The following is a 17,799-nucleotide window of genomic DNA, read 5'->3' as shown; positions in this document are numbered from 1 at the left end:
TATTGAAGATTTATACTTTTAAATAAAACCAAATGATCAGGAAAACAAAATGAATTCACCTTTTGAAAATCAGCCACTTCAACAAGATTCCCCCTTTAAAGCGAATGGTCGTTTTGGACGACTCTCTTATGCTGCTTGGACATTCTTATTTTCACTCGTCATCGGTATCGCTGTTGTCATCATCGCTTTTACTTTTGGATTTACATCTAGTCAGGAACTAACAGGCCTTTCTACAGCAGGCATGATTGTTATCCTCATTCTTTACATTGTCTGCCTCTATGTAAGTTTTGTATTTACAATTCGTCGCTTACATGACCGCAATAATACAGGATGGCTATCATTGCTGATGCTTATACCTGGCATAAACTTTATTTTCATGATTTATCTCTTTGCAGCAAAAGGTACAGAAGGCAATAATGATTATGGCCCGCAGCGCCCTACCCCAGGTTGGGAACGCGTTTTAGGCTGGATTTATATTATTCTGATTCCGCTTGCATTAATTTTTGCGGTTGTTGCCACAATGATGGCTCCTACCTATGAAGGCTACATTGAGAAAAGCGAAAGCGTTGTCATTGGTACGCCCTCTCAGTCTCAATAATTTTTAAAGACACCCATAAAGCCTAGTTCTCTAGACTTTATTCATATATAAAGCTAATAGCCCAATTCTTTTGTACGCTGTTAAATATGTCCGAATCCTCTCCCCTCCTTGATAAAACCTCTATTCAGCAGCTTCCCCCTTTTGAAAATCTGACACACCACAATATTGTTGTTATTGAAAATATTGAGCAATGCAAAAGTATTGAAGAAGAATTAAAAAACGCTGCAATTTTGGGATTTGATTCTGAGTCTAAACCTACATTTAAAGTGGGTGAAATCTCAACTGGTCCACACTTGATTCAACTTGCTACAACACAAAAAGCATATTTATTTCACGTCAATTCATCGACTTTAAAATTTTTACAGCCCATTTTGTCGAACTCTCAGCAAATTAAAGTTGGCTTTGGACTTAAAAATGATAAGCACATTTTTCATAAAAAAGGCATAGAGCTAGAAAGTTGTGTCGATCTTGCTAAAGGCTTTAGCTACTTCGGTTTTACACAGCAAATGGGTGTACAAAAAGCGGTTGCACTGTTATTTGGTCAATATCTTGCAAAGTCGAAAAAAGTTGGAACTTCAAATTGGGCACGAAAGCCACTTAGCTCTCAGCAGATCAGCTATGCGGCTGCCGATGCATATGCTGCTTTATTGGTATTTGAAGAGCTCAGAAAACAAAAACTATTACCCGCTCACATTTCTCAAACTATTCAAACTGCACTTCAAGCGTAAAGTTATAAAAGTCTTTTCTAAGGCTTAGCGATTGATCAATACTTTGCTAAGATGTGCAAAATTTCATAATCATGATGAAGCAAGGAGCGGAAGCATGCTAATCATTCCTGCAATTGACCTGAAAGATGGTAAATGTGTGCGTTTAAAACAAGGGCGTATGGAAGACGATACTGTTTTCTCTGACGATCCAGTTGCAACTGCCCAGCATTGGGTAAATGAAGGCGCACGTCGTTTGCATTTGGTCGATTTGAATGGCGCTTTCGCAGGCACTCCAATTCATAAGCCTGTTGTGGAAGCAATTGCTAAAGCTCAGCCAGAATTACCAATTCAAATTGGTGGTGGTATTCGTTCATTAGAGACCATTGAGCACTATTTAGAAGCTGGCGTGACTTTTGTCATTATCGGCACTAAAGCAGTTCAAGATCCGGAATTTGTAGAAGAAGCGTGTAAACGCTTTGCTGGTCACATCATTGTTGGTATTGATGCGATAAATGGCATGGTTGCAACTGACGGCTGGGCAAACGTTACTGATGTGAAAGCAACGGATTTAGCGAAACGCTTTGCAGATGCAGGCGTGTCTAGCATTGTTTACACAGACATCGCTCGTGACGGCATGATGCAAGGTGTAAATGTTGAGCAAACTGTAAACTTGGCTCAATATTCAGGCTTACCCGTGATTGCTTCTGGTGGCGTAACAAATCTTGAGGATGTACGCAACTTAATCGGCCAACCGGGCATTTTAGGTGCTATCACAGGTCGTGCAATTTATGAAGGTACTCTAAACCTTCGTGAAGCTCAGCTTTTGTTAGATGAAAACCGTCTTTAATTTTTAAGATGTAAAAAAAGAGCCTATTTAGGCTCTTTTTTATTGCTGATATGACAAATACATTCTAATCAATACACCACATTACGAATAAACTTAAGTACTTGGTTACCACTATTGATATAGGTGTAAGTGACTGAGCTGGCAAAAACAAAAGATGAGCCAGCAGCAATAATTTTTGTACTATCTGCAAATTGTATGGTCAGCTCACCTTCTAATACATAAATAAGCTCTTGCCATCCTTCCGCGTCGGCTTCGGCAATATAAGATTCCCCCACTGCCAACGACCATGTCCACAGCTCAACTTGTGAGCGAGATGGAGCTGAAGCCAATAGGGTTGCGCTGCTTTCTTCTTTTTCACCTTGCCAAGCGAGTACATTTACCATGGCTTGTTCTTTGTGCTCAGGCGCACTCACAATTGTTCTAAAATCTACGCCCAGCACGACCGCAATCGCATCGAGTTTGGCCAAGCTAATATTGACTTGCCCAGTTTCTAAAGCTGCGATTGTCCGTCTGCTCACACCCGCCTGATCGGCCAAGTCCTGTTGGCTTAAACCTCGCTCGTCTCTTAATGAACGAATGTTTGTGCCGACATGCTGCAAAACGGTACTGGTCTGGCTCATAAAATAAAGTAGCAAAGAAAATATGAGCAATATATTGCACAAAACAGAAGAATAGCGCAATATGTGCAGTATATTGCACAATTCTTTCTAATTTGAGTATGTCACCAACTTCTTTGAGCTCAAGCAAAGCTCCACAGTTAGCACTCGTCTTAATTACGATCATTTGGGGTGGAACATTTCTTACCGTGCAGTATGCATTGCACTTTTCATCGCCTATGTTTTTTGTGGGCTGCCGCTTTGCTGTCGCGGCGCTTACCTTGCTGCTTATTTCTTTCAAGAGTATGAAAGGCGTTACTTTAAAAGATTTAGGTGCTGGCAGTGCGATTGGTCTTGTCATTGCGGCAGGTTATGGCACACAGACGATTGGTCTTCAAACCATTCCAAGTAGTGAGTCGGCTTTTTTAACCGCGCTTTATGTTCCACTTGTACCTATTTTAATGTGGCTCATCTTTAGAAAAGTTCCACACATCATGACTTGGGTGGGAGCAGCCCTTGCTTTTGCTGGCCTTATTTTATTGACAGGTAATGGTTTTGAACAAATCTCTTTAAATTTTGGACAGCTTGTAACAGTACTCGGATCACTTGCGATTGCTTTAGAAATTATTTTTATTAGTTACTTTGCTGGAAAAGTAAATTTACGTCGCGTCACCGTCATTCAACTCGGCGTAGCCTCTCTAGTTTCTTTTGCCATTATGCCTGCGGTGGGTGAACATGCAATTCCTGCATTTTCATGGCCACTTGTACTCCTTGCTGTTGCATTAGGTTTAGCCAGTGCGCTTATTCAATTTGTAATGAACTGGGCTCAACGTATGGTTGATCCTTCCCGTGCTGCAATTATCTATGCAGGAGAACCGGTTTGGGCAGGAATTATTGGTCGAATTGCAGGTGAGCGTTTGCCAGTTATTGCTCTTTTCGGAGGAGCTTTAGTGGTCTTAGGTGTATTAGTGAGTGAGTTGAAACTTAAGTTGCCAATTAGAAAAACTAAAAGAATTAGAGAATAAAAAAGAGAGCGAAATGCTCTCTTTTTTATTTATTAAGGCTGATACATCGGTCGGTTATCATTTAGCGCAATCAAGCCGCGAATTGCACGATATACAATCCAGATCCACGCAGCACCAATTACGCCCACACAGAATACGGTCGATGAAACGGCAACGCCTGCAAATAGATTAGTATTTTCGCCCGTAAAGAACAGGAAAATAAACGGCAGAAAGGCAATAATATTCCAAGCCAGATACCACCAGAATGTTCTGATTTGCCATGTAAAGTGGCTCGCAAAAATTGAACCTTGCACATCGGAACGTTTTACATAGTTAATAATTAAAGCAATAACCGCAAGTAAGCCGCCTGTAAAAATAGCGACAATATAAAGTACATATAAAATAAGCGTTAAAGTACGATTTGGATCTTGGTCGATAGAACTATTCATTTTTATACCTCTCAAGTTTAATAAAACGATTTACTTTTACGAGCCCCGCAACACATTTAAGGGAGAAATTAGCCACAAAATCAAAAGTAAATGAAGGAATATGGTACAAAAATAAATCTTACGGAATGGTTGTTTTTGTGTTTTATGTCTCAGTTTTTGTTGTGCCCACCATGCAGCAGGCCATCCCCCTAAAAAGCTGACAATGTGCAATGTTTGCTCAGGCACACGGCGATTACCCAATTGTGCAGCTTCTTTATCTTGTGAATATAGCCAGTAACTCAGCACATTCATCATTAAAACAAGCAATAAGGTATAGGCTGGTAAAACATGGATAAAACTCATGATGCCCATTAAAACGAAATAAAACACGATCCCCATTTGCATTGCAGACCATGGCCTGCCTTGAAAAGAGGATTGTGTTTTTACAGGTTTTGACGTTTTACGAGTTTGAGATGCTTTTAAATAGGTGACCTGCTGAGCACGAAAACGACCTTGTTCATCGAGAATAATTAAATATTCCAGTGCACAGCCAATAATTGGCCGAGGACCGGGGCGTGCAAAATCTTTAATATGCAAAAAGACTCGCTCTTTTTCAGCATCATCTGGCTGAATAAAGCCATAACCTTTTTCGTCGAACCATTCGACTAATCGCCCCTGATCTCGCATCTTTATTCCTTTATCCTTTTACGTGGCTTAAACGATCTTGCATCATTGCTCGCATTTCCTGCGGGTCTTTTTGCAAAATGTCGTCACCGGTACGTCCTTCTTCTTTATTTTTTTGAGCAACCTGCAAGCGCATTGACCAAAAACGGCACGCCGCCATTGCCAAGAATACATCTAAACATTCAAGTTCATCTGAAGTGAGCGCACGAACTTTTTGATATGCCTCTAAGTAAGCTGCTACTTTGTCTGAGTTTAAATTCGCCGCTGGATATTCTGTACAAAAATCATTGATAGTAATCGCAATATCAAACAGTAATTCGTCTTGATTTAACTCGTAAAAATCTAGAATACCTTGTAATTGCTCGCCTTCAAACAAAGTATTGTCGCGGAACAAATCTGAATGAATAAAACCTGTTGGACGATTTGAATACTGCGCTGTTTTCGCATTAAAAGCTTGATAGACCTGCTCAAGTAACGTTTGGTCTTCTCGAGTCATGTTTGGTTTAAGCTGCTCTGCAACGCCTGTCCAATATTGATGATCACGTCGATATTCACGTTCAAGCGGAAAATCTTGTAAAGCCACATGCAATTTCGCCTGTGCATCTGCAATCGCTGCAACTTGCGCGACTGTGGTTTGCATGGGATGGTGACCCATTAAACGTGGAGCAATCTGTGCAGGCTTATCTGCAATCACATGAACCGCTTGTCCGCTATGTTTTAACGGCACTGCAACGGGTACATCATGAGTTCCCAATTGTTCAAGAACAGGGATAAGCTCGCCTGCCCCTTGTGCATCTAACTCTTCAAACACGGTAAGTACATATTGTTTGCGGTTTACATCAACCAAAAAATAATTGGTGTTTTGAATACCTCCCTGAATTGGGTTCAGCTCCAACACCTCTAATCCATAAGGTGCAGCAAAGGCGCGAACTTCATCTAAACTCAACGGGGTATAAACCGACATGGAAAACCTGCAAAAAACATCTGTGAAGTTTGATAGAATACCTCTTCCCTCCATGAAGGTGTAGCGCCTGTGTAGGAACTTTCACCAACGGCGATTATTTTTGGAAAAAGCTATGCTTGCTAAACGTATTATTCCTTGCCTAGACGTTGATAATGGACGCGTAGTTAAAGGCGTTCAATTCCTCGATATTCGTGATGCTGGCGACCCTGTAGAAGTGGCACGTCGCTATAACGAACAAGGTGCAGACGAAATTACTTTCTTAGACATTACCGCTACACATCATGGACGCGATACCACTTACCGTACTGTTGAACGTATGGCCGAGACTGTATTTGTGCCATTAACTGTCGGTGGTGGTGTACGTAAGGTTGAAGATATTCGTGCGTTATTAAATGCAGGTGCAGATAAAGTGAGTATTAACTCAGCTGCCGTATTTAACCCAGAATTTGTTCAAGAAGCTTCTCAACACTTTGGCGCGCAATGTATTGTCGTTGCAATTGATGCCAAAAAAACTGATGATAACAAATGGGAAATCTTTACTCATGGTGGCCGTAAACCAACTGGTATTGATGCCATTGAATGGGCTGTAAAAATGGCTGACTACGGTGCGGGTGAGCTACTCATTACTAGTATGGACGCCGACGGTACTAAAGCAGGTTATGACATTGCTTTAATGCGTGCGATTAATGACCGCGTTACCATTCCAACCATTGCTTCAGGCGGCGTAGGTAACTTACAACACCTTGCAGACGGTATTTTACAAGGTGGTGCCGATGCAGTATTGGCTGCAAGTATTTTCCACTTTGGTCAATATACCATTCCAGAAGCTAAACAATATTTAGCTGAACAAGGCATCGAAATGCGCTTGTAAGCTTATTGATATTTAAAGGGGCGATATGGCCCCTTTATTTTTATGCAGCACCATCTACTGCATTTATATCGCTAACGAGTTCAGGCTTTTCTTTTTTCTCGACCCATTTTGCTGGAAAGATTTTTTCTACAGCTTGAGTTAGCGGTTTAACAAATACAGTAGGCAACCGAACACCCAAAGGATTTTGTTCTTTTAAATCTGCCGAAGACACCACTCGTGTTCCCATCACATAATCAAACCAAGGTTTGGTCACACACCAATTGGCATCTTGATTAGAGTTCATGTGGTGGTCGTAATGCCATGGAATTTTACGCTTTGCCCACTCAGGCTCCAGATGTGCACGGCGATGAATATAATAATAATTTCCTGCACTGTACCAAGCTGCGAGTGCCATGCCTTTTGAAAACGGGTAAAAAATTGCACTTGAAACGCTTGCCACGACTGCCAGTGAAATTAACTCATTTTTAGTCCGCCAGTTACCAACACCTTCCACATAGCAATCATCATGAAATTGCTGTTTACGTACTTCACGATGGTGTGCCCAATGAGACTCCATACTTTTTGGTACGGGGCTATAACGTGGTTGTCCAGCACGATGTACGCCATGCAAAATATATTTGTGCGCCACCCATTCAAATGCATTTGCAACCGCAATTCCTGCAATGAACCCTTTTAACATCACCTAACTCCTTTTTCTTTTTATTCAGCATATAAAATTCGTTATGCTAGGTATTGACCATAATTTATGGTTTCATTGACAAATCACGACAAGAAAGAGGTGGTCACGGATGCCACAACTAAAGAACTATACAGGCTCAGTATATGGAGGACTGGGACATCTATTAAAAGCTTACTGCGAAGCTAATCAGCTAGTTATTCCTGAACAATTAGAGCAAATTCAAAATCTCGAACGCTTTGACTATGTCGTTTGGCGTGATTTATTAGAAGTTATTTATAAGCTAGACCCAAAGCCCGCGTTAGGGCTAGAAATTGCCAAATACGTGCAACCCAAACACTTAGGGATTATTGCTTACCTCGCACTCTCTTGCGATAACTTAGGTGAAGCCTTAATTCGCTATCATGATTTTCACCGTCTGATTTATGACGGCAGCCCTTTAGTGGTTGAGCTACAAGGAAGATATAGTTCTATTCGCTGGGAAGCGACTGAGTTACACCCCACCCAACTGACTGATGAAATCGCGATTGCACTGGTCATTCAGTTCTTACGTCTTTTTATGTCTCATGAAGACGTGCATTTACATGAAGTACATTTCTTAAATGCTGCCCCTAAAAACATTAGGGTTTATGAACAATACTTTCAATGTCCCGTTCGTTTTAGCCAACCGCGTACCGAGTTACTCATTCCAATTACAGAAATTAATAAGCCGCTTAGCAACGCCGACCACACCTTACAGCAGCTATTGGTTCAGCAAGCACAAGCGCTGTTAGAGCAATTACCAAATTCGACCCAACTTGATCAGCGCTTACAGCATTCAATTTTGACTGGACTACAAAAAAATCAATATCAAATTGAATATATTGCTGCTCAATTAGGCCTATCCGTGCGGCAGCTCCAAAGACACTTACAACAACAAAACACCACCTTTCAGGAACGCGTTCAGCAAGTGCGCTTTATGCTCGCAACCGAGTATTTAAAAGACCCGCATTTAAGTTTACAAGAGATTGCTCTTTTGCTTTGTTACTCGGAGCAAAGTGCTTTTCAAAGAGCGTTTAAGCATTGGACCAATCAAACACCACAGCAATGGAGAGAACAATTTTTAGACAAAGAATAACCAACCAAAACTTACAAATCTTTTCTTGATTAAAACAACACTGAAAACAAAAATTTCATATAGTCACATGCTTCAAATTTATGTGACGCAATTCACATTAATTAAAATAGATCAAATAAATGAGTAATCAGAATGAATAAATATTTTGCTGAATTTCTAGGTACGTTTTGGCTAGTCTTTGGTGGTTGTGGTAGCGCAGTATTAGCCGCAGCTTTCCCTGAACTTGGTATTGGCTTTGCAGGTGTAGCCCTTGCCTTTGGTTTAACCGTACTGACAGGTGCCTATGCTCTAGGGCATATCTCAGGTGGACATTTTAATCCCGCGGTAAGTGTTGGCCTTTGGGTCGGCGGCCGCTTCGATGTTAAAGATTTAATTCCATATATTGTTGCTCAAGTGGTCGGTGCGACTGCTGCTGCGTTTGTTCTCTATATTATTGCTCAAGGCCAAGCAGGCTTTAGCGGTGTTGGTGGTTTTGCTACCAACGGTTTTGGTGACTTATCACCAAACAAGTTTGGCTTAGGTTCTGCTTTCATTATTGAAGTCGTTCTTACAGCTTTCTTCTTAATCATTATTTTAGGTGCAACTGACCGCCGTGCACCTGCTGGCTTCGCTCCAATTGCGATTGGTTTAGGCTTAACACTCATTCACTTAATCAGTATTCCCGTTACAAACACTTCGGTAAACCCTGCACGTAGTACAGGCGTTGCGTTCTTTGCTGAAACTGCTGCTTTAAGTCAGTTGTGGTTGTTCTGGGTAGCGCCGATTTTAGGTGCTGTGATTGGTGCAATTATTTATAAGGTGGTTGCTGGAGACAAAGATTAACACGACGGAGTCCTGCTTCATAAAATCGAATGTAATCAGCTAATTCTCATTACTTTTGTTTCGGCAAAAGTAACCAAAACCATTGCCATTCACAAAACCTGTTCTCTGGGATCATTTATCTGATCCCACACAGTAACAATCCTGATCTTAAAATGGGCAGGTTGTGAATGGCTTTATCACGAATCAGATTTCACGCATTATTCAATAACCATAGAACTTTGATTAGACTAAGCTCTACTAATGAATCATTTATAAAAACGGATTATTAATTTCTTGTTCAGCTGGTCGTTCAATTTTCTCAGGCAATTCTTCTTTTTCCAAAGCTGCAACAACATCATTTAAAAAGCTCTGTAAAGCCTTCGCTTGTTCTAATCCGACTTTGTCTTTGGTGATTTGCAAGTTGCCATAAATACTGACGCAATCGATATCATTTTCTAATGTTAAATCTTCAATTGATGAAGACTCTGTACCCTTTTCAAATGGCTTAAACATAGGTGTTGTCTCGTTGTTATATCTTCACAGTGTAATACGACCAATTTAAAAAAAATCAATCAAAATTAAAAGAGCCGATAAAATTAAGAATAATCCCATTAGGATATTAAAATATTTCAAACGGTTGCCCTGATTGAGCACCACTGAAAATTTATCACCACATACCCCCCAAAAGAACAAACACGCATAGCAAGTGAAAAAATAAATAACGATAAAGATCGGCAAAGCCTGTGGGTATTCAATACTTGTAAACATGGTAATGCCCGACACACAAGCCAACCATGCTTTCGGGTTGAGCCACTGTAGCAAAAAACCATCTTTAAAATTAGGAATAATCATCTGTTCTGCTGGAGCATTTGAAATAGAAATATTGGCAGCAGAAAGAATAATTTTTATACCGATATAACAGACAAATAACGTTCCACAAATCGCAAGAATTTTTAATACCACAGGAAACTGAGTTAATAAACTCTGAAGACCAAATGCCATAAAAATCAAAAGTAAGGTAAAACCAATCGTCGCACCTGAAATGTAAGGAAGTGACCGTTTTAAACCGTGATTTAAACTGGTCGATAAAATGACAGTATTCACTGGACCGGGGGTAATAGACATTGCAAATGAAAAAAGAAACATTGAAGCAAACATTGTTATTGTCCTTATTAAAATAGAATCCATAGACAGATCTGTCTATGGATTCTATTTTAAATATTTACGATTTTGCAATAACAATCAAAAAAGCTGTTTACTTCATTATTTGCAAGAAATAGTTCACCAACGCTTCAACCAGTTGTTTCACAATGGCTTGACGTGTTTCTTCGTCAATCGTTGGAACTTTTGCTTCCATCGGTTCTGATGAACCACTTTTTTGCTTTTTAAACTGGTCTTGTAGCGCTTTAATTTGATCAGCGTTTAAGTCCTGCTCACATTGGCTCTCGCCATCCCAATGTAAATAATCTAGCTTCTGATTTGGTTTAACCGCTGCTGCAGTTAAAGGTAGGCGATAGACATTACGCTTTTGTTGCTCAGTTAACTGTGGAAACAGGTTAACGCCTAAGCGTTCTTCGAGGTAGCAAACGCTTACCACTTTCACTTGTAGAGAGTTATTGTTGGGGGCGTAATAAGCCCCGATCGCGCCAGTTTTTGGCATATATACCGCTTTATAAACTGCGGTTGGAACAATCACACCCTGCCCAATGGTTTTAAGACGTTTACCTTCAAAAACAGGGCCGGTAACCACATATACATCTTGTTTTTGCTTAGTCGCAATAGCACGTGTGGCTTCTTCAAGCTTACGCCAGACTTCCTGATTATTTTTAGGCGCTTGCGGCACCATGTTACTTAACGAGAAGCTATCGGACTGTGAGCTTTTATTTGGCATATCGCCATTTGGCGCCATATGCCCGCGGTCATAACCTGAACCACGATAATCACTTAACAGTGCCCGATGCTTTTGAGCAACACGAGTTTCTTCATGGAAGTTATCTTCACGCTTAATTTTGACACTCAAACGTTCTGCATTTAAATGCTCAGCCGACCATAACGGCGTTTTAGAGATACCTGAATACAAGACATTAAAGCCGTTAAAGCACAGCGGATAACTGTCTTTTTTTAAGCTTTCTTTATTTAAAGCAGGTGGTACTTCACGGTAAAATTGATTAAGACAAGTCGAGTTAGTACTTAAAGGTGAAAACCACTGCGAAATCTTTTCACTACCAAAAGCAATCGCAAAACTTCCCGCAGCAATACAAGCAAGAATAATCTTGCCAAAATGCTCACTTAGAGAGAAAGAGTTTGTACCTTTACTACGTTTTTTACTTGCCATATTTCTATCAATACCACTGTTCACATGCAGCTTAACAATCCTGATTTTTTAAGTATATCTCTTATCTTTCAAATGGTTAAAACATGGTCATCTTTTTTGTAACTCTATTTCCTATTACGTAACAATCTGTTGGAATTATGAGAGGCTTTGGCTATTGAATTACGCCAATTGCGTATCTTTCGTTGAAAAACACTGATTGCTTATGACATGGTTAGCTCCACAAATTTGGATAAAAATATAATCGGAGTCCACTTGATGATCCATTCAAAGATTATTGGTATTGGTGTAATCACAGGATTGTGTAGTATGGCAGCTTTGGCTGAACCAGCAGTCCAGCCAGGAGATACTTTAGAAAGTTTATCTAAAGTAAAAGTTACTACAACGGTAAATGGCCAACCTGGTTCTATCAGCGATTTAGTCAATAGCGGACAAGTACAACAAGTTTCTGCTGCACCTACAAATGCAGCACCTACTGGAGCTCCTATTCCGGCAGACGTTCCACCAGCACCTCCAGCAGGCGGTGAAATGGCACCTCCAGCAGCGCCAACTGATGCAGTACCACCTGCACCGAACCAAGCGCCTCCAGCGCCACAAGATCCGAACACTCCACCGCCTCCGGCAGATCCAACTCAGTCGGCAGACCCGATGGCAAAAGATGGTGGTTTGCCAGCAGATGCACCTATGCAAGCTCAATAATCAGAACCATAAAAAAACCAAGACATCTGTCTTGGTTTTTTATTACATCAAATTTTTAGATTTCGATTTGGCTACCTAATTCAACCACACGGTTAGTTGGAATTTGGTAGAAGTCACTCACCGGACTGGTGTTACGCTGCATAGAGATAAATAGTTTTTCTCTCCATGGAGACATGCCATCACCCACCGAATGAACAATACGATCGCGCGAAATAAAGAAGCTGATATGCATCAAATCATATTCAAGACCTAACTGCTCATAGGCCTGCATAAGTGCTTTTGGTACATTCATTTCATCTTTAAAACCGTAGAAGATTTTAATACGGAAGAAATGTTCAGCTAAGGTTTCTGTTGAAATACGCTCTTCTGGTGCAACAAATGGCACATCTTCAATGACTACGGTCACCAAGATATTACGCTGATGCAGCACTTTATTGTGCTTGATGTTATGCAGCATGGCATGCGGCACAACGTTTGGTGTACCCGTCATAAAGACAGCATCACCCGGCACCCAGTGCACGCTATTACCAATACTTTTCACAAATAAATCTAGTGATAATGTATCGTGTTCAAGTTTAGCAAAAGTAAGCTCACGACCACGTTTCCATGTCATTAAGATGGTGACTGCAATCGCGCCAATCAATAATGGCACCCAACCGCCCGACAAGATTTTAAGTGAAGTTGCTGCGACTAAAACCGACTCTAAAACAAAGAATGGAATAATCAAGAGTAGCACTTTTGGCATGCTCCATTTCCAAGCCGAATAGATGAAAACAGCAACCAAAATCGTGTCACACAGCATGGTCAAAGTTACAGCTAGGCCATACGCACTTGCCAAGTTTGAGCTGGTTTTGAAAATCAAAATTAAGATAATAATTGCGATTAAAAGTAACCAGTTTAAGAAAGGAACATAGATCTGACCTTCTTCAGATTCAGAGGTATGTTTAATACTTAAACGTGGTAAATAACCCAATTGAATCGCTTGGCGAGCAAGTGAAAACACCCCAGAAATTACGGCTTGAGAAGCAATCACGGTTGCCATGGTCGCCATAATAATCATTGGGTAAAGTGCCCACTGTGGCACCAATAAATAGAACGGGTTTTGAATTGCCGCCGGATCTCTTAGCAGTAATGCGCCCTGTCCTGCGTAGTTTAAAACCAAGCATGGCAACACCACAAAGAACCATGCGAGACGAATTGGAACTGGTCCAAAATGTCCCATATCGGCATAAAGTGCTTCACCACCAGTGACTGTTAAAACAACAGCACCCATCACAAAAAACGTCATGATTGGATGATGATAGATAAACTGAATCGCCCAATGCGGACTAAACATGCCTAACACCACAGGAGTCTGAATGACGCTGTGAAGGCCTAATAATCCTAACGATAAGAACCACACCATCGTGATCGGACCAAAAAACTTACCGACAAAGGCTGTACCGTGTTTTTGTACCAGAAACAACGCGATGATAATGGTGATCGCAATTGGCATGATGAACGGGTCAAACACATCAGTTGCAATAGACAAGCCTTCGACTGCCGAGAGTACCGAAATCGCAGGGGTAATAATGCCATCACCAAAAAAAAGTGATGCTCCAATAAAGCCAATGGCAATCATGTAGATTTTCTTATTATCGGCAATTTTGGCTTTACGTAAGTTCAATGCGAGTAAAGCCATAATTCCGCCTTCGCCATTGTTGTCTGCACGCATAACGATGGCGACATACTTGATGCTGATAATCAGCATTAAGCACCAAAAAATAATGGATAAAATTCCTAATACGTTTTCAGGCTGAATTCCCAACCCATGCGCTGCATGGAAGGACTCTTTTAGGGCGTAGAGTGGACTTGTTCCAATATCTCCAAAGACCACCCCAAGAGCTGCCAAAGCCGTGGCAGGCAAGGTTGCTTTTTTGGCCGTATTTTGCATTGTGTAATTAAACCAATATGATTTTTATCGCAATCTTATCACCTCTATTATTTTTTTTCTGTAAAGCTCATCTTAAATCTTGGCAGAACTTGTTTTTTTAGTTACTATCGCACGCCTTGGTGAGGTGTCCGAGTGGCTTAAGGAGCACGCCTGGAAAGTGTGTATACGTTTGCGCGTATCGAGGGTTCGAATCCCTCTCTCACCGCCAAGATTCTGTTGTAAAAACACCGAAGCATACCTAAAAGGCTTAAATCACAATGGTTTAAGCCTTTTTTAATGTTCTTTTAAATCCTTGGCTATCCTTGTACTCCTGAAACATCATGGGGGACAAGTGGGGGATGATTTGGTTATACTATAAATCGTCCCCCAAATTCCAAAGAAATAGCTAAAAATGCTGACAGATGCTCACGTTAGAAAAATAAAACCGCTTGAAAAGAAAAAGCGTTATGCCGATGAAAAAGGGCTATACCTTGAGGTCACGCCTTCAGGTGGAAGGTTCTGGCGATTGAAGTATCGCTTCAATGGTCGTGAAAGTACTTTAACCATTGGGAGCTATCCAGAAATCTCATTAGCTCAAGCTCGTCGCACCCGTGATGAAGCTCGTATACAGCTTTATAAAAATATTGACCCTAATGCCATAAAGAATGATCGCCTTCAGCAAACTGATGAAAGTAAGCTATTTAGAGTCCTTGCGATGGAATGGATGGAAGATCGTAAAGCCGTCATAAAAGAAGCAACTTATCTACGTGATTTATCTGTTTTCGAAAAAGATATATTCCCTGCATTGGGTAACATGCCCATTGATCAGATCAAAGGGAAAGATGTGCTTGCCTGCGCTAAAAAAATTGAAGCACGTGGTGCGCAAGAAATGGCCAAACGCTCCATTCCTTTAACTGGGCGTATTTTCCGTTTTGCGATTCGTAAAGGATTGATTGAGAATGATCCAACCCCTCACCTTCACGAAGCCTTAAAGCCTCGTAAGGTGAAGCATATGGCTCGATTGGATATTTCAGAATTTCCTCCTTTCCTTGAGCGTATGGATCGTTATCATGGTAATCCTGTGATTAAAACAGCATTACAACTGATGACTTTAACTTTTGTTCGAACTGCTGAACTCAGAATGATGAAATGGGAGGAAATCGATTTTGAGAATAAGATATGGCGTATACCAGCCGAAAAAATGAAAATGGCTTTACCTCATCTCGTTCCATTATCTACGCAAGCAATTGAACTACTAGAGAGCTTATTACCGCTCACAGGCAGAAAGCCCTATGTTTTTTATAACCACAGCACAGCCAAGCCTATGAGTAGCAATGCAATTTTGTGCGTGATCCGTACGATGGGCTACAACGGTAAAATGACTGGACATGGCTTCCGTGGACTTGCATCTACAACCCTACATGAACAAGGCTATATGCACGATGCGATTGAAATTCAATTAGCTCATAGAGTCGGTAATGCGGTTTCACAGGCGTATAACCATGCTCAGCATTTAGAGTATCGAACGAAGATGATGCAGGAGTGGTCTGATTTTATTGATAGTTTAAGAAATAAAATTGTGCCTTTTCCTAAGCATAGAAGAGCTTAGATCGAAAGCCACGCTCTTACCAAAGTAATAGAATTAGTATTAGAACTTGGGATTTATATACGAAAGGGATGTTATTTCTTTACCACAGTATGAGCATTTATAGATGCCTCTATATGAAGGAGCTAGATTTAAATGCTCATGTTTTTTCAAGATCTTGTTTTGCTTTTCGCCTATTAGGACATAATTATGCCCCAATATATTCATACAACTCGTCTTAGTCATTTTTTAGAAACCAAAAATTAATTTGTTCAACAATATCATATTTATAATTGATTCAAGCATTTATAAATACCATCTAAGGCTTTCAAATATCTGATATTCTTCCTAGCACTGTGCAATCATTCAGATTAATGATTATAGAAGTAATATTATAAGGATGTTGAGATTTCATTATTGGCTTACTCCATCAATTTGTACTTTAGAATAAGGCCCACTACTTTCACCCCAAGAAATCAAACGGCCTTCAAACTCAGGTACTAAAAACTCAATTAATTGATTTAAATCATGTTTATATATCTTATCGACCTCAGGCTGTTGAGTATATTTTTGATAGCGCTCCCTCCATTTACCCGAACTATCTCTCTCATTTAATAAATTAGGTTTTTCAGTTACTTTCAAAGTAAGCATGAAATGCTTTATGTAAGCTGGATGATGTTCCATCAAGTTATGGGCCACACTCACCATATCGTTAATATTATTACCTACAGCATAACCAAATTTTGCACTTAAAATAGAGTTGACCACTGTTTTATAAGGTGCATGCAAAATGTATTGGGGTGCATTAATTCCCATTAACTCAAGCTCTTTTCGAATAGAAAGCCACTGAAAGTTGACTTGACTCTCAGTAAGGTAATGCGTTTTTATCCATAATTCAGTAAATTCGGTCAATAATTCAGATTTAGTTTTTGATGGAACTTGTGTTTCAAGATCAACCTGTTCTAGTGATTCGATATATTTTTGAACTTTTAGTTTATCTTTTTGATTCTTACTCTCTTGTAAATAACTATGTTGTAAGCCTAATTTTTGCTTTAACTTTCGATATTCTGACTCATAATCAAAAAAGTATATTTGCTTTGTTGCTTCGTTCTGGACTAAGTTTTTAAATTCGACGAACTCAGTATTCCACTGATTAACGATTTGATTATTCTTTATTTCAGGCTTTAAATAATGACACTCTAAAGTAAAAACTTTTGTTTTAATTGATTGAGCGACTGTAGAATCATTCACTACAAATGCATTTGCATTATTGTTGTAGTAAATATCTTGCATTGACTGCTTCTTCGCTTTTTCTGTGGGTTCAAAATGATTAAAAATCCACAGTAAGCAAGCATTGTGATGTGTGCTGAAAAAACAGGAGGTTTTAACTTGGTAAACTAAACACACTCATCAGGAGTTTACCATGAGCAAGAAACACAAGACTTACACCACAGAATTTAAAGCTGAAGCCATCAAATTAATTGAAGCCAATCAAGGCAATGTCTCGGAAACAGCCAGACAACTTAGCATTTCAATGCAAACTCTTTCAAATTGGAATACCAAAGCAAAGGCTGGAACTTTAGCAGGTACAAAACAGTATTCACCTGATCTAAACGCTCTACTCGAAGAAAATAAAAAACTCAAACAACAGCTCAAAATAGCTGAAATGGAACGTGAATTTTTAAAAAAGGCAGCAGCGTACTTTGCCAAAGAAAGTCAGTAAGGTACGCCTATATGAAACAAAAAAGATATTCTTTTCCAATTACCTTAATGGCTCGATTACTTCATGTTTCAGTTTCATGTTTTTATGATTGGCTCAAGAGAGGCGTGAGCAAAAGAACGATTCAACGAAATCAACAGACGATATTGGTGAAAATAGCCCATGAGGAGACAAAGCAGAGCTATGGTTATATTCGATTAACCAAATACTTACAAGCTCAGGGTATAAAAATGAGTATGTACGCTGTACGTCAGATAA

At 40.0% G+C, this 17,799-nt stretch carries 18 protein-coding genes, 1 tRNA gene and 2 pseudogenes; 11 read left to right on the top strand and 10 right to left on the bottom strand.

The window, feature by feature from the left end; translation table 11 throughout:
• Positions 1 to 49: 49 nt before the first annotated feature.
• The 3 genes from ACINWC141_RS13185 to hisA all read left to right on the top strand — a co-directional run bounded on the left by ACINWC141_RS13185 (position 50) and on the right by hisA (position 2,152).
• Positions 50 to 598, top strand: a complete 549-nt coding sequence (locus ACINWC141_RS13185) for a DUF805 domain-containing protein (RefSeq protein WP_009391976.1) — start codon at positions 50 to 52, stop codon at positions 596 to 598.
• Positions 599 to 684: 86 nt separating this feature from the next.
• Entirely contained in the window at positions 685 to 1,326 is a 642-nt protein-coding gene (locus tag ACINWC141_RS13180) for a 3'-5' exonuclease (protein ID WP_009391978.1), read from the top strand.
• Positions 1,327 to 1,420: 94 nt separating this feature from the next.
• Entirely contained in the window at positions 1,421 to 2,152 is a 732-nt protein-coding gene (gene hisA / locus ACINWC141_RS13175) for a 1-(5-phosphoribosyl)-5-[(5-phosphoribosylamino)methylideneamino]imidazole-4-carboxamide isomerase (RefSeq protein WP_009392039.1), read from the top strand.
• A gap of 68 nt (positions 2,153 to 2,220) precedes the next feature.
• Here hisA and ACINWC141_RS13170 read toward each other — a convergent pair whose 3' ends face one another.
• Positions 2,221 to 2,772 (bottom strand): helix-turn-helix domain-containing protein, encoded by a 552-nt coding sequence (locus ACINWC141_RS13170; protein ID WP_009392012.1) that lies wholly within the window; start codon positions 2,770 to 2,772, stop codon positions 2,221 to 2,223.
• 98 nt (positions 2,773 to 2,870) lie between these two features.
• Between ACINWC141_RS13170 and ACINWC141_RS13165 the strand changes: the two genes are divergently transcribed.
• Entirely contained in the window at positions 2,871 to 3,773 is a 903-nt protein-coding gene (locus ACINWC141_RS13165; protein WP_034678618.1) for a DMT family transporter, read from the top strand.
• A 32-nt stretch (positions 3,774 to 3,805) separates the two neighbouring features.
• On the opposite strand, the gene ACINWC141_RS13160 is transcribed toward ACINWC141_RS13165, so the two are convergent.
• From ACINWC141_RS13160 to ACINWC141_RS13150, 3 genes are read right to left on the bottom strand one after another with little or no spacing between them, the layout of a single operon-like run.
• Positions 3,806 to 4,201, bottom strand: coding sequence for a DUF4870 family protein (locus tag ACINWC141_RS13160; protein ID WP_009391942.1), 396 nt, complete (start codon positions 4,199 to 4,201; stop codon positions 3,806 to 3,808).
• Between the two features lie 36 nt (positions 4,202 to 4,237).
• Complete coding sequence (locus tag ACINWC141_RS13155) at positions 4,238 to 4,867, bottom strand: DUF1294 domain-containing protein (protein ID WP_009391964.1); 630 nt, start codon at positions 4,865 to 4,867, stop codon at positions 4,238 to 4,240.
• A gap of 10 nt (positions 4,868 to 4,877) precedes the next feature.
• Positions 4,878 to 5,828 (bottom strand): homoserine kinase, encoded by a 951-nt coding sequence (locus ACINWC141_RS13150; protein WP_009392032.1) that lies wholly within the window; start codon positions 5,826 to 5,828, stop codon positions 4,878 to 4,880.
• A 112-nt stretch (positions 5,829 to 5,940) separates the two neighbouring features.
• Between ACINWC141_RS13150 and hisF the strand changes: the two genes are divergently transcribed.
• Positions 5,941 to 6,699, top strand: a complete 759-nt coding sequence (hisF, locus tag ACINWC141_RS13145; protein ID WP_009391946.1) for an imidazole glycerol phosphate synthase subunit HisF — start codon at positions 5,941 to 5,943, stop codon at positions 6,697 to 6,699.
• Between the two features lie 40 nt (positions 6,700 to 6,739).
• On the opposite strand, the gene ACINWC141_RS13140 is transcribed toward hisF, so the two are convergent.
• Complete coding sequence (locus tag ACINWC141_RS13140) at positions 6,740 to 7,378, bottom strand: hypothetical protein (protein WP_009392008.1); 639 nt, start codon at positions 7,376 to 7,378, stop codon at positions 6,740 to 6,742.
• A 109-nt stretch (positions 7,379 to 7,487) separates the two neighbouring features.
• Here ACINWC141_RS13140 and ACINWC141_RS13135 point away from each other — a divergent pair, with 109 nt between their 5' ends.
• The gene (locus ACINWC141_RS13135; RefSeq protein WP_009392036.1) at positions 7,488 to 8,492 is read left to right on the top strand and encodes an AraC family transcriptional regulator; all 1,005 of its coding nucleotides are present in this window, start codon (positions 7,488 to 7,490) and stop codon (positions 8,490 to 8,492) included.
• A 132-nt stretch (positions 8,493 to 8,624) separates the two neighbouring features.
• On the top strand, positions 8,625 to 9,314 hold the full coding sequence (aqpZ, locus tag ACINWC141_RS13130; protein WP_001045987.1) for an aquaporin Z: 690 nt from the start codon (positions 8,625 to 8,627) through the stop codon (positions 9,312 to 9,314).
• Between the two features lie 249 nt (positions 9,315 to 9,563).
• Here the strand turns inward: aqpZ and ACINWC141_RS13125 are convergent, their stop codons facing one another.
• From ACINWC141_RS13125 to ACINWC141_RS13115, 3 genes are all read right to left on the bottom strand, one after another.
• Positions 9,564 to 9,806 carry a hypothetical protein gene (locus ACINWC141_RS13125; protein ID WP_009391931.1) on the bottom strand — a complete coding sequence of 81 codons (243 nt, stop codon included), beginning with the start codon at positions 9,804 to 9,806 and terminating at the stop codon, positions 9,564 to 9,566.
• A 45-nt stretch (positions 9,807 to 9,851) separates the two neighbouring features.
• Positions 9,852 to 10,451, bottom strand: a complete 600-nt coding sequence (locus tag ACINWC141_RS13120; RefSeq protein ID WP_009392047.1) for a LysE family translocator — start codon at positions 10,449 to 10,451, stop codon at positions 9,852 to 9,854.
• A gap of 97 nt (positions 10,452 to 10,548) precedes the next feature.
• Positions 10,549 to 11,628: a DNA/RNA non-specific endonuclease gene (locus ACINWC141_RS13115; protein WP_009391957.1), complete on the bottom strand. Its 1,080-nt coding sequence runs from the start codon at positions 11,626 to 11,628 to the stop codon at positions 10,549 to 10,551.
• A gap of 255 nt (positions 11,629 to 11,883) precedes the next feature.
• On the opposite strand from ACINWC141_RS13115, the gene ACINWC141_RS13110 reads away from it, so the two are divergent.
• Positions 11,884 to 12,324: a hypothetical protein gene (locus ACINWC141_RS13110; protein WP_034678609.1), complete on the top strand. Its 441-nt coding sequence runs from the start codon at positions 11,884 to 11,886 to the stop codon at positions 12,322 to 12,324.
• A gap of 55 nt (positions 12,325 to 12,379) precedes the next feature.
• Here the strand turns inward: ACINWC141_RS13110 and ACINWC141_RS13105 are convergent, their stop codons facing one another.
• Entirely contained in the window at positions 12,380 to 14,257 is a 1,878-nt protein-coding gene (locus tag ACINWC141_RS13105) for a potassium transporter Kup (protein WP_009391934.1), read from the bottom strand.
• Positions 14,258 to 14,375: 118 nt separating this feature from the next.
• Here ACINWC141_RS13105 and ACINWC141_RS13100 point away from each other — a divergent pair.
• Positions 14,376 to 14,465: transfer RNA gene (locus ACINWC141_RS13100), tRNA-Ser, on the top strand.
• A gap of 183 nt (positions 14,466 to 14,648) precedes the next feature.
• Positions 14,649 to 15,845 (top strand): tyrosine-type recombinase/integrase, encoded by a 1,197-nt coding sequence (locus ACINWC141_RS13095; RefSeq protein ID WP_009391962.1) that lies wholly within the window; start codon positions 14,649 to 14,651, stop codon positions 15,843 to 15,845.
• Positions 15,846 to 16,235: 390 nt separating this feature from the next.
• Here ACINWC141_RS13095 and ACINWC141_RS13090 read toward each other — a convergent pair.
• A pseudogene (locus tag ACINWC141_RS13090) lies at positions 16,236 to 17,192 on the bottom strand (DUF6035 family protein); the annotation flags it as partial.
• A 52-nt stretch (positions 17,193 to 17,244) separates the two neighbouring features.
• Here ACINWC141_RS13090 and ACINWC141_RS19720 point away from each other — a divergent pair.
• Positions 17,245 to 17,799 (top strand): annotated as a pseudogene (locus ACINWC141_RS19720) (IS3-like element ISAba22 family transposase); the annotation flags it as partial.

Origin of the sequence: Acinetobacter sp. WC-141 (assembly GCF_000313935.1) — a bacterium.
Classification (GTDB): domain Bacteria; phylum Pseudomonadota; class Gammaproteobacteria; order Pseudomonadales; family Moraxellaceae; genus Acinetobacter.
This window is presented reverse-complemented; position numbering and strand designations above follow the sequence as displayed.

Excerpts from the sequence above, each read along its gene's own strand:
- ACINWC141_RS13185 (WP_009391976.1), top strand. The coding sequence starts at position 50 with ATGAATTCACCTTTTGAAAATCAGCCACTTCAACAAGATTCCCCCTTT.
- ACINWC141_RS13180 (WP_009391978.1), top strand. The coding sequence starts at position 685 with ATGTCCGAATCCTCTCCCCTCCTTGATAAAACCTCTATTCAGCAGCTT.
- hisA (WP_009392039.1), top strand. The coding sequence starts at position 1,421 with ATGCTAATCATTCCTGCAATTGACCTGAAAGATGGTAAATGTGTGCGT.
- ACINWC141_RS13170 (WP_009392012.1), bottom strand. The coding sequence starts at position 2,772 with ATGAGCCAGACCAGTACCGTTTTGCAGCATGTCGGCACAAACATTCGT.
- ACINWC141_RS13165 (WP_034678618.1), top strand. The coding sequence starts at position 2,871 with ATGTCACCAACTTCTTTGAGCTCAAGCAAAGCTCCACAGTTAGCACTC.
- ACINWC141_RS13160 (WP_009391942.1), bottom strand. The coding sequence starts at position 4,201 with ATGAATAGTTCTATCGACCAAGATCCAAATCGTACTTTAACGCTTATT.
- ACINWC141_RS13155 (WP_009391964.1), bottom strand. The coding sequence starts at position 4,867 with ATGCGAGATCAGGGGCGATTAGTCGAATGGTTCGACGAAAAAGGTTAT.
- ACINWC141_RS13150 (WP_009392032.1), bottom strand. The coding sequence starts at position 5,828 with ATGTCGGTTTATACCCCGTTGAGTTTAGATGAAGTTCGCGCCTTTGCT.
- hisF (WP_009391946.1), top strand. The coding sequence starts at position 5,941 with ATGCTTGCTAAACGTATTATTCCTTGCCTAGACGTTGATAATGGACGC.
- ACINWC141_RS13140 (WP_009392008.1), bottom strand. The coding sequence starts at position 7,378 with ATGTTAAAAGGGTTCATTGCAGGAATTGCGGTTGCAAATGCATTTGAA.
- ACINWC141_RS13135 (WP_009392036.1), top strand. The coding sequence starts at position 7,488 with ATGCCACAACTAAAGAACTATACAGGCTCAGTATATGGAGGACTGGGA.
- aqpZ (WP_001045987.1), top strand. The coding sequence starts at position 8,625 with ATGAATAAATATTTTGCTGAATTTCTAGGTACGTTTTGGCTAGTCTTT.
- ACINWC141_RS13125 (WP_009391931.1), bottom strand. The coding sequence starts at position 9,806 with ATGTTTAAGCCATTTGAAAAGGGTACAGAGTCTTCATCAATTGAAGAT.
- ACINWC141_RS13120 (WP_009392047.1), bottom strand. The coding sequence starts at position 10,451 with ATGTTTGCTTCAATGTTTCTTTTTTCATTTGCAATGTCTATTACCCCC.
- ACINWC141_RS13115 (WP_009391957.1), bottom strand. The coding sequence starts at position 11,628 with ATGGCAAGTAAAAAACGTAGTAAAGGTACAAACTCTTTCTCTCTAAGT.
- ACINWC141_RS13110 (WP_034678609.1), top strand. The coding sequence starts at position 11,884 with ATGATCCATTCAAAGATTATTGGTATTGGTGTAATCACAGGATTGTGT.
- ACINWC141_RS13105 (WP_009391934.1), bottom strand. The coding sequence starts at position 14,257 with ATGCAAAATACGGCCAAAAAAGCAACCTTGCCTGCCACGGCTTTGGCA.
- ACINWC141_RS13095 (WP_009391962.1), top strand. The coding sequence starts at position 14,649 with ATGCTGACAGATGCTCACGTTAGAAAAATAAAACCGCTTGAAAAGAAA.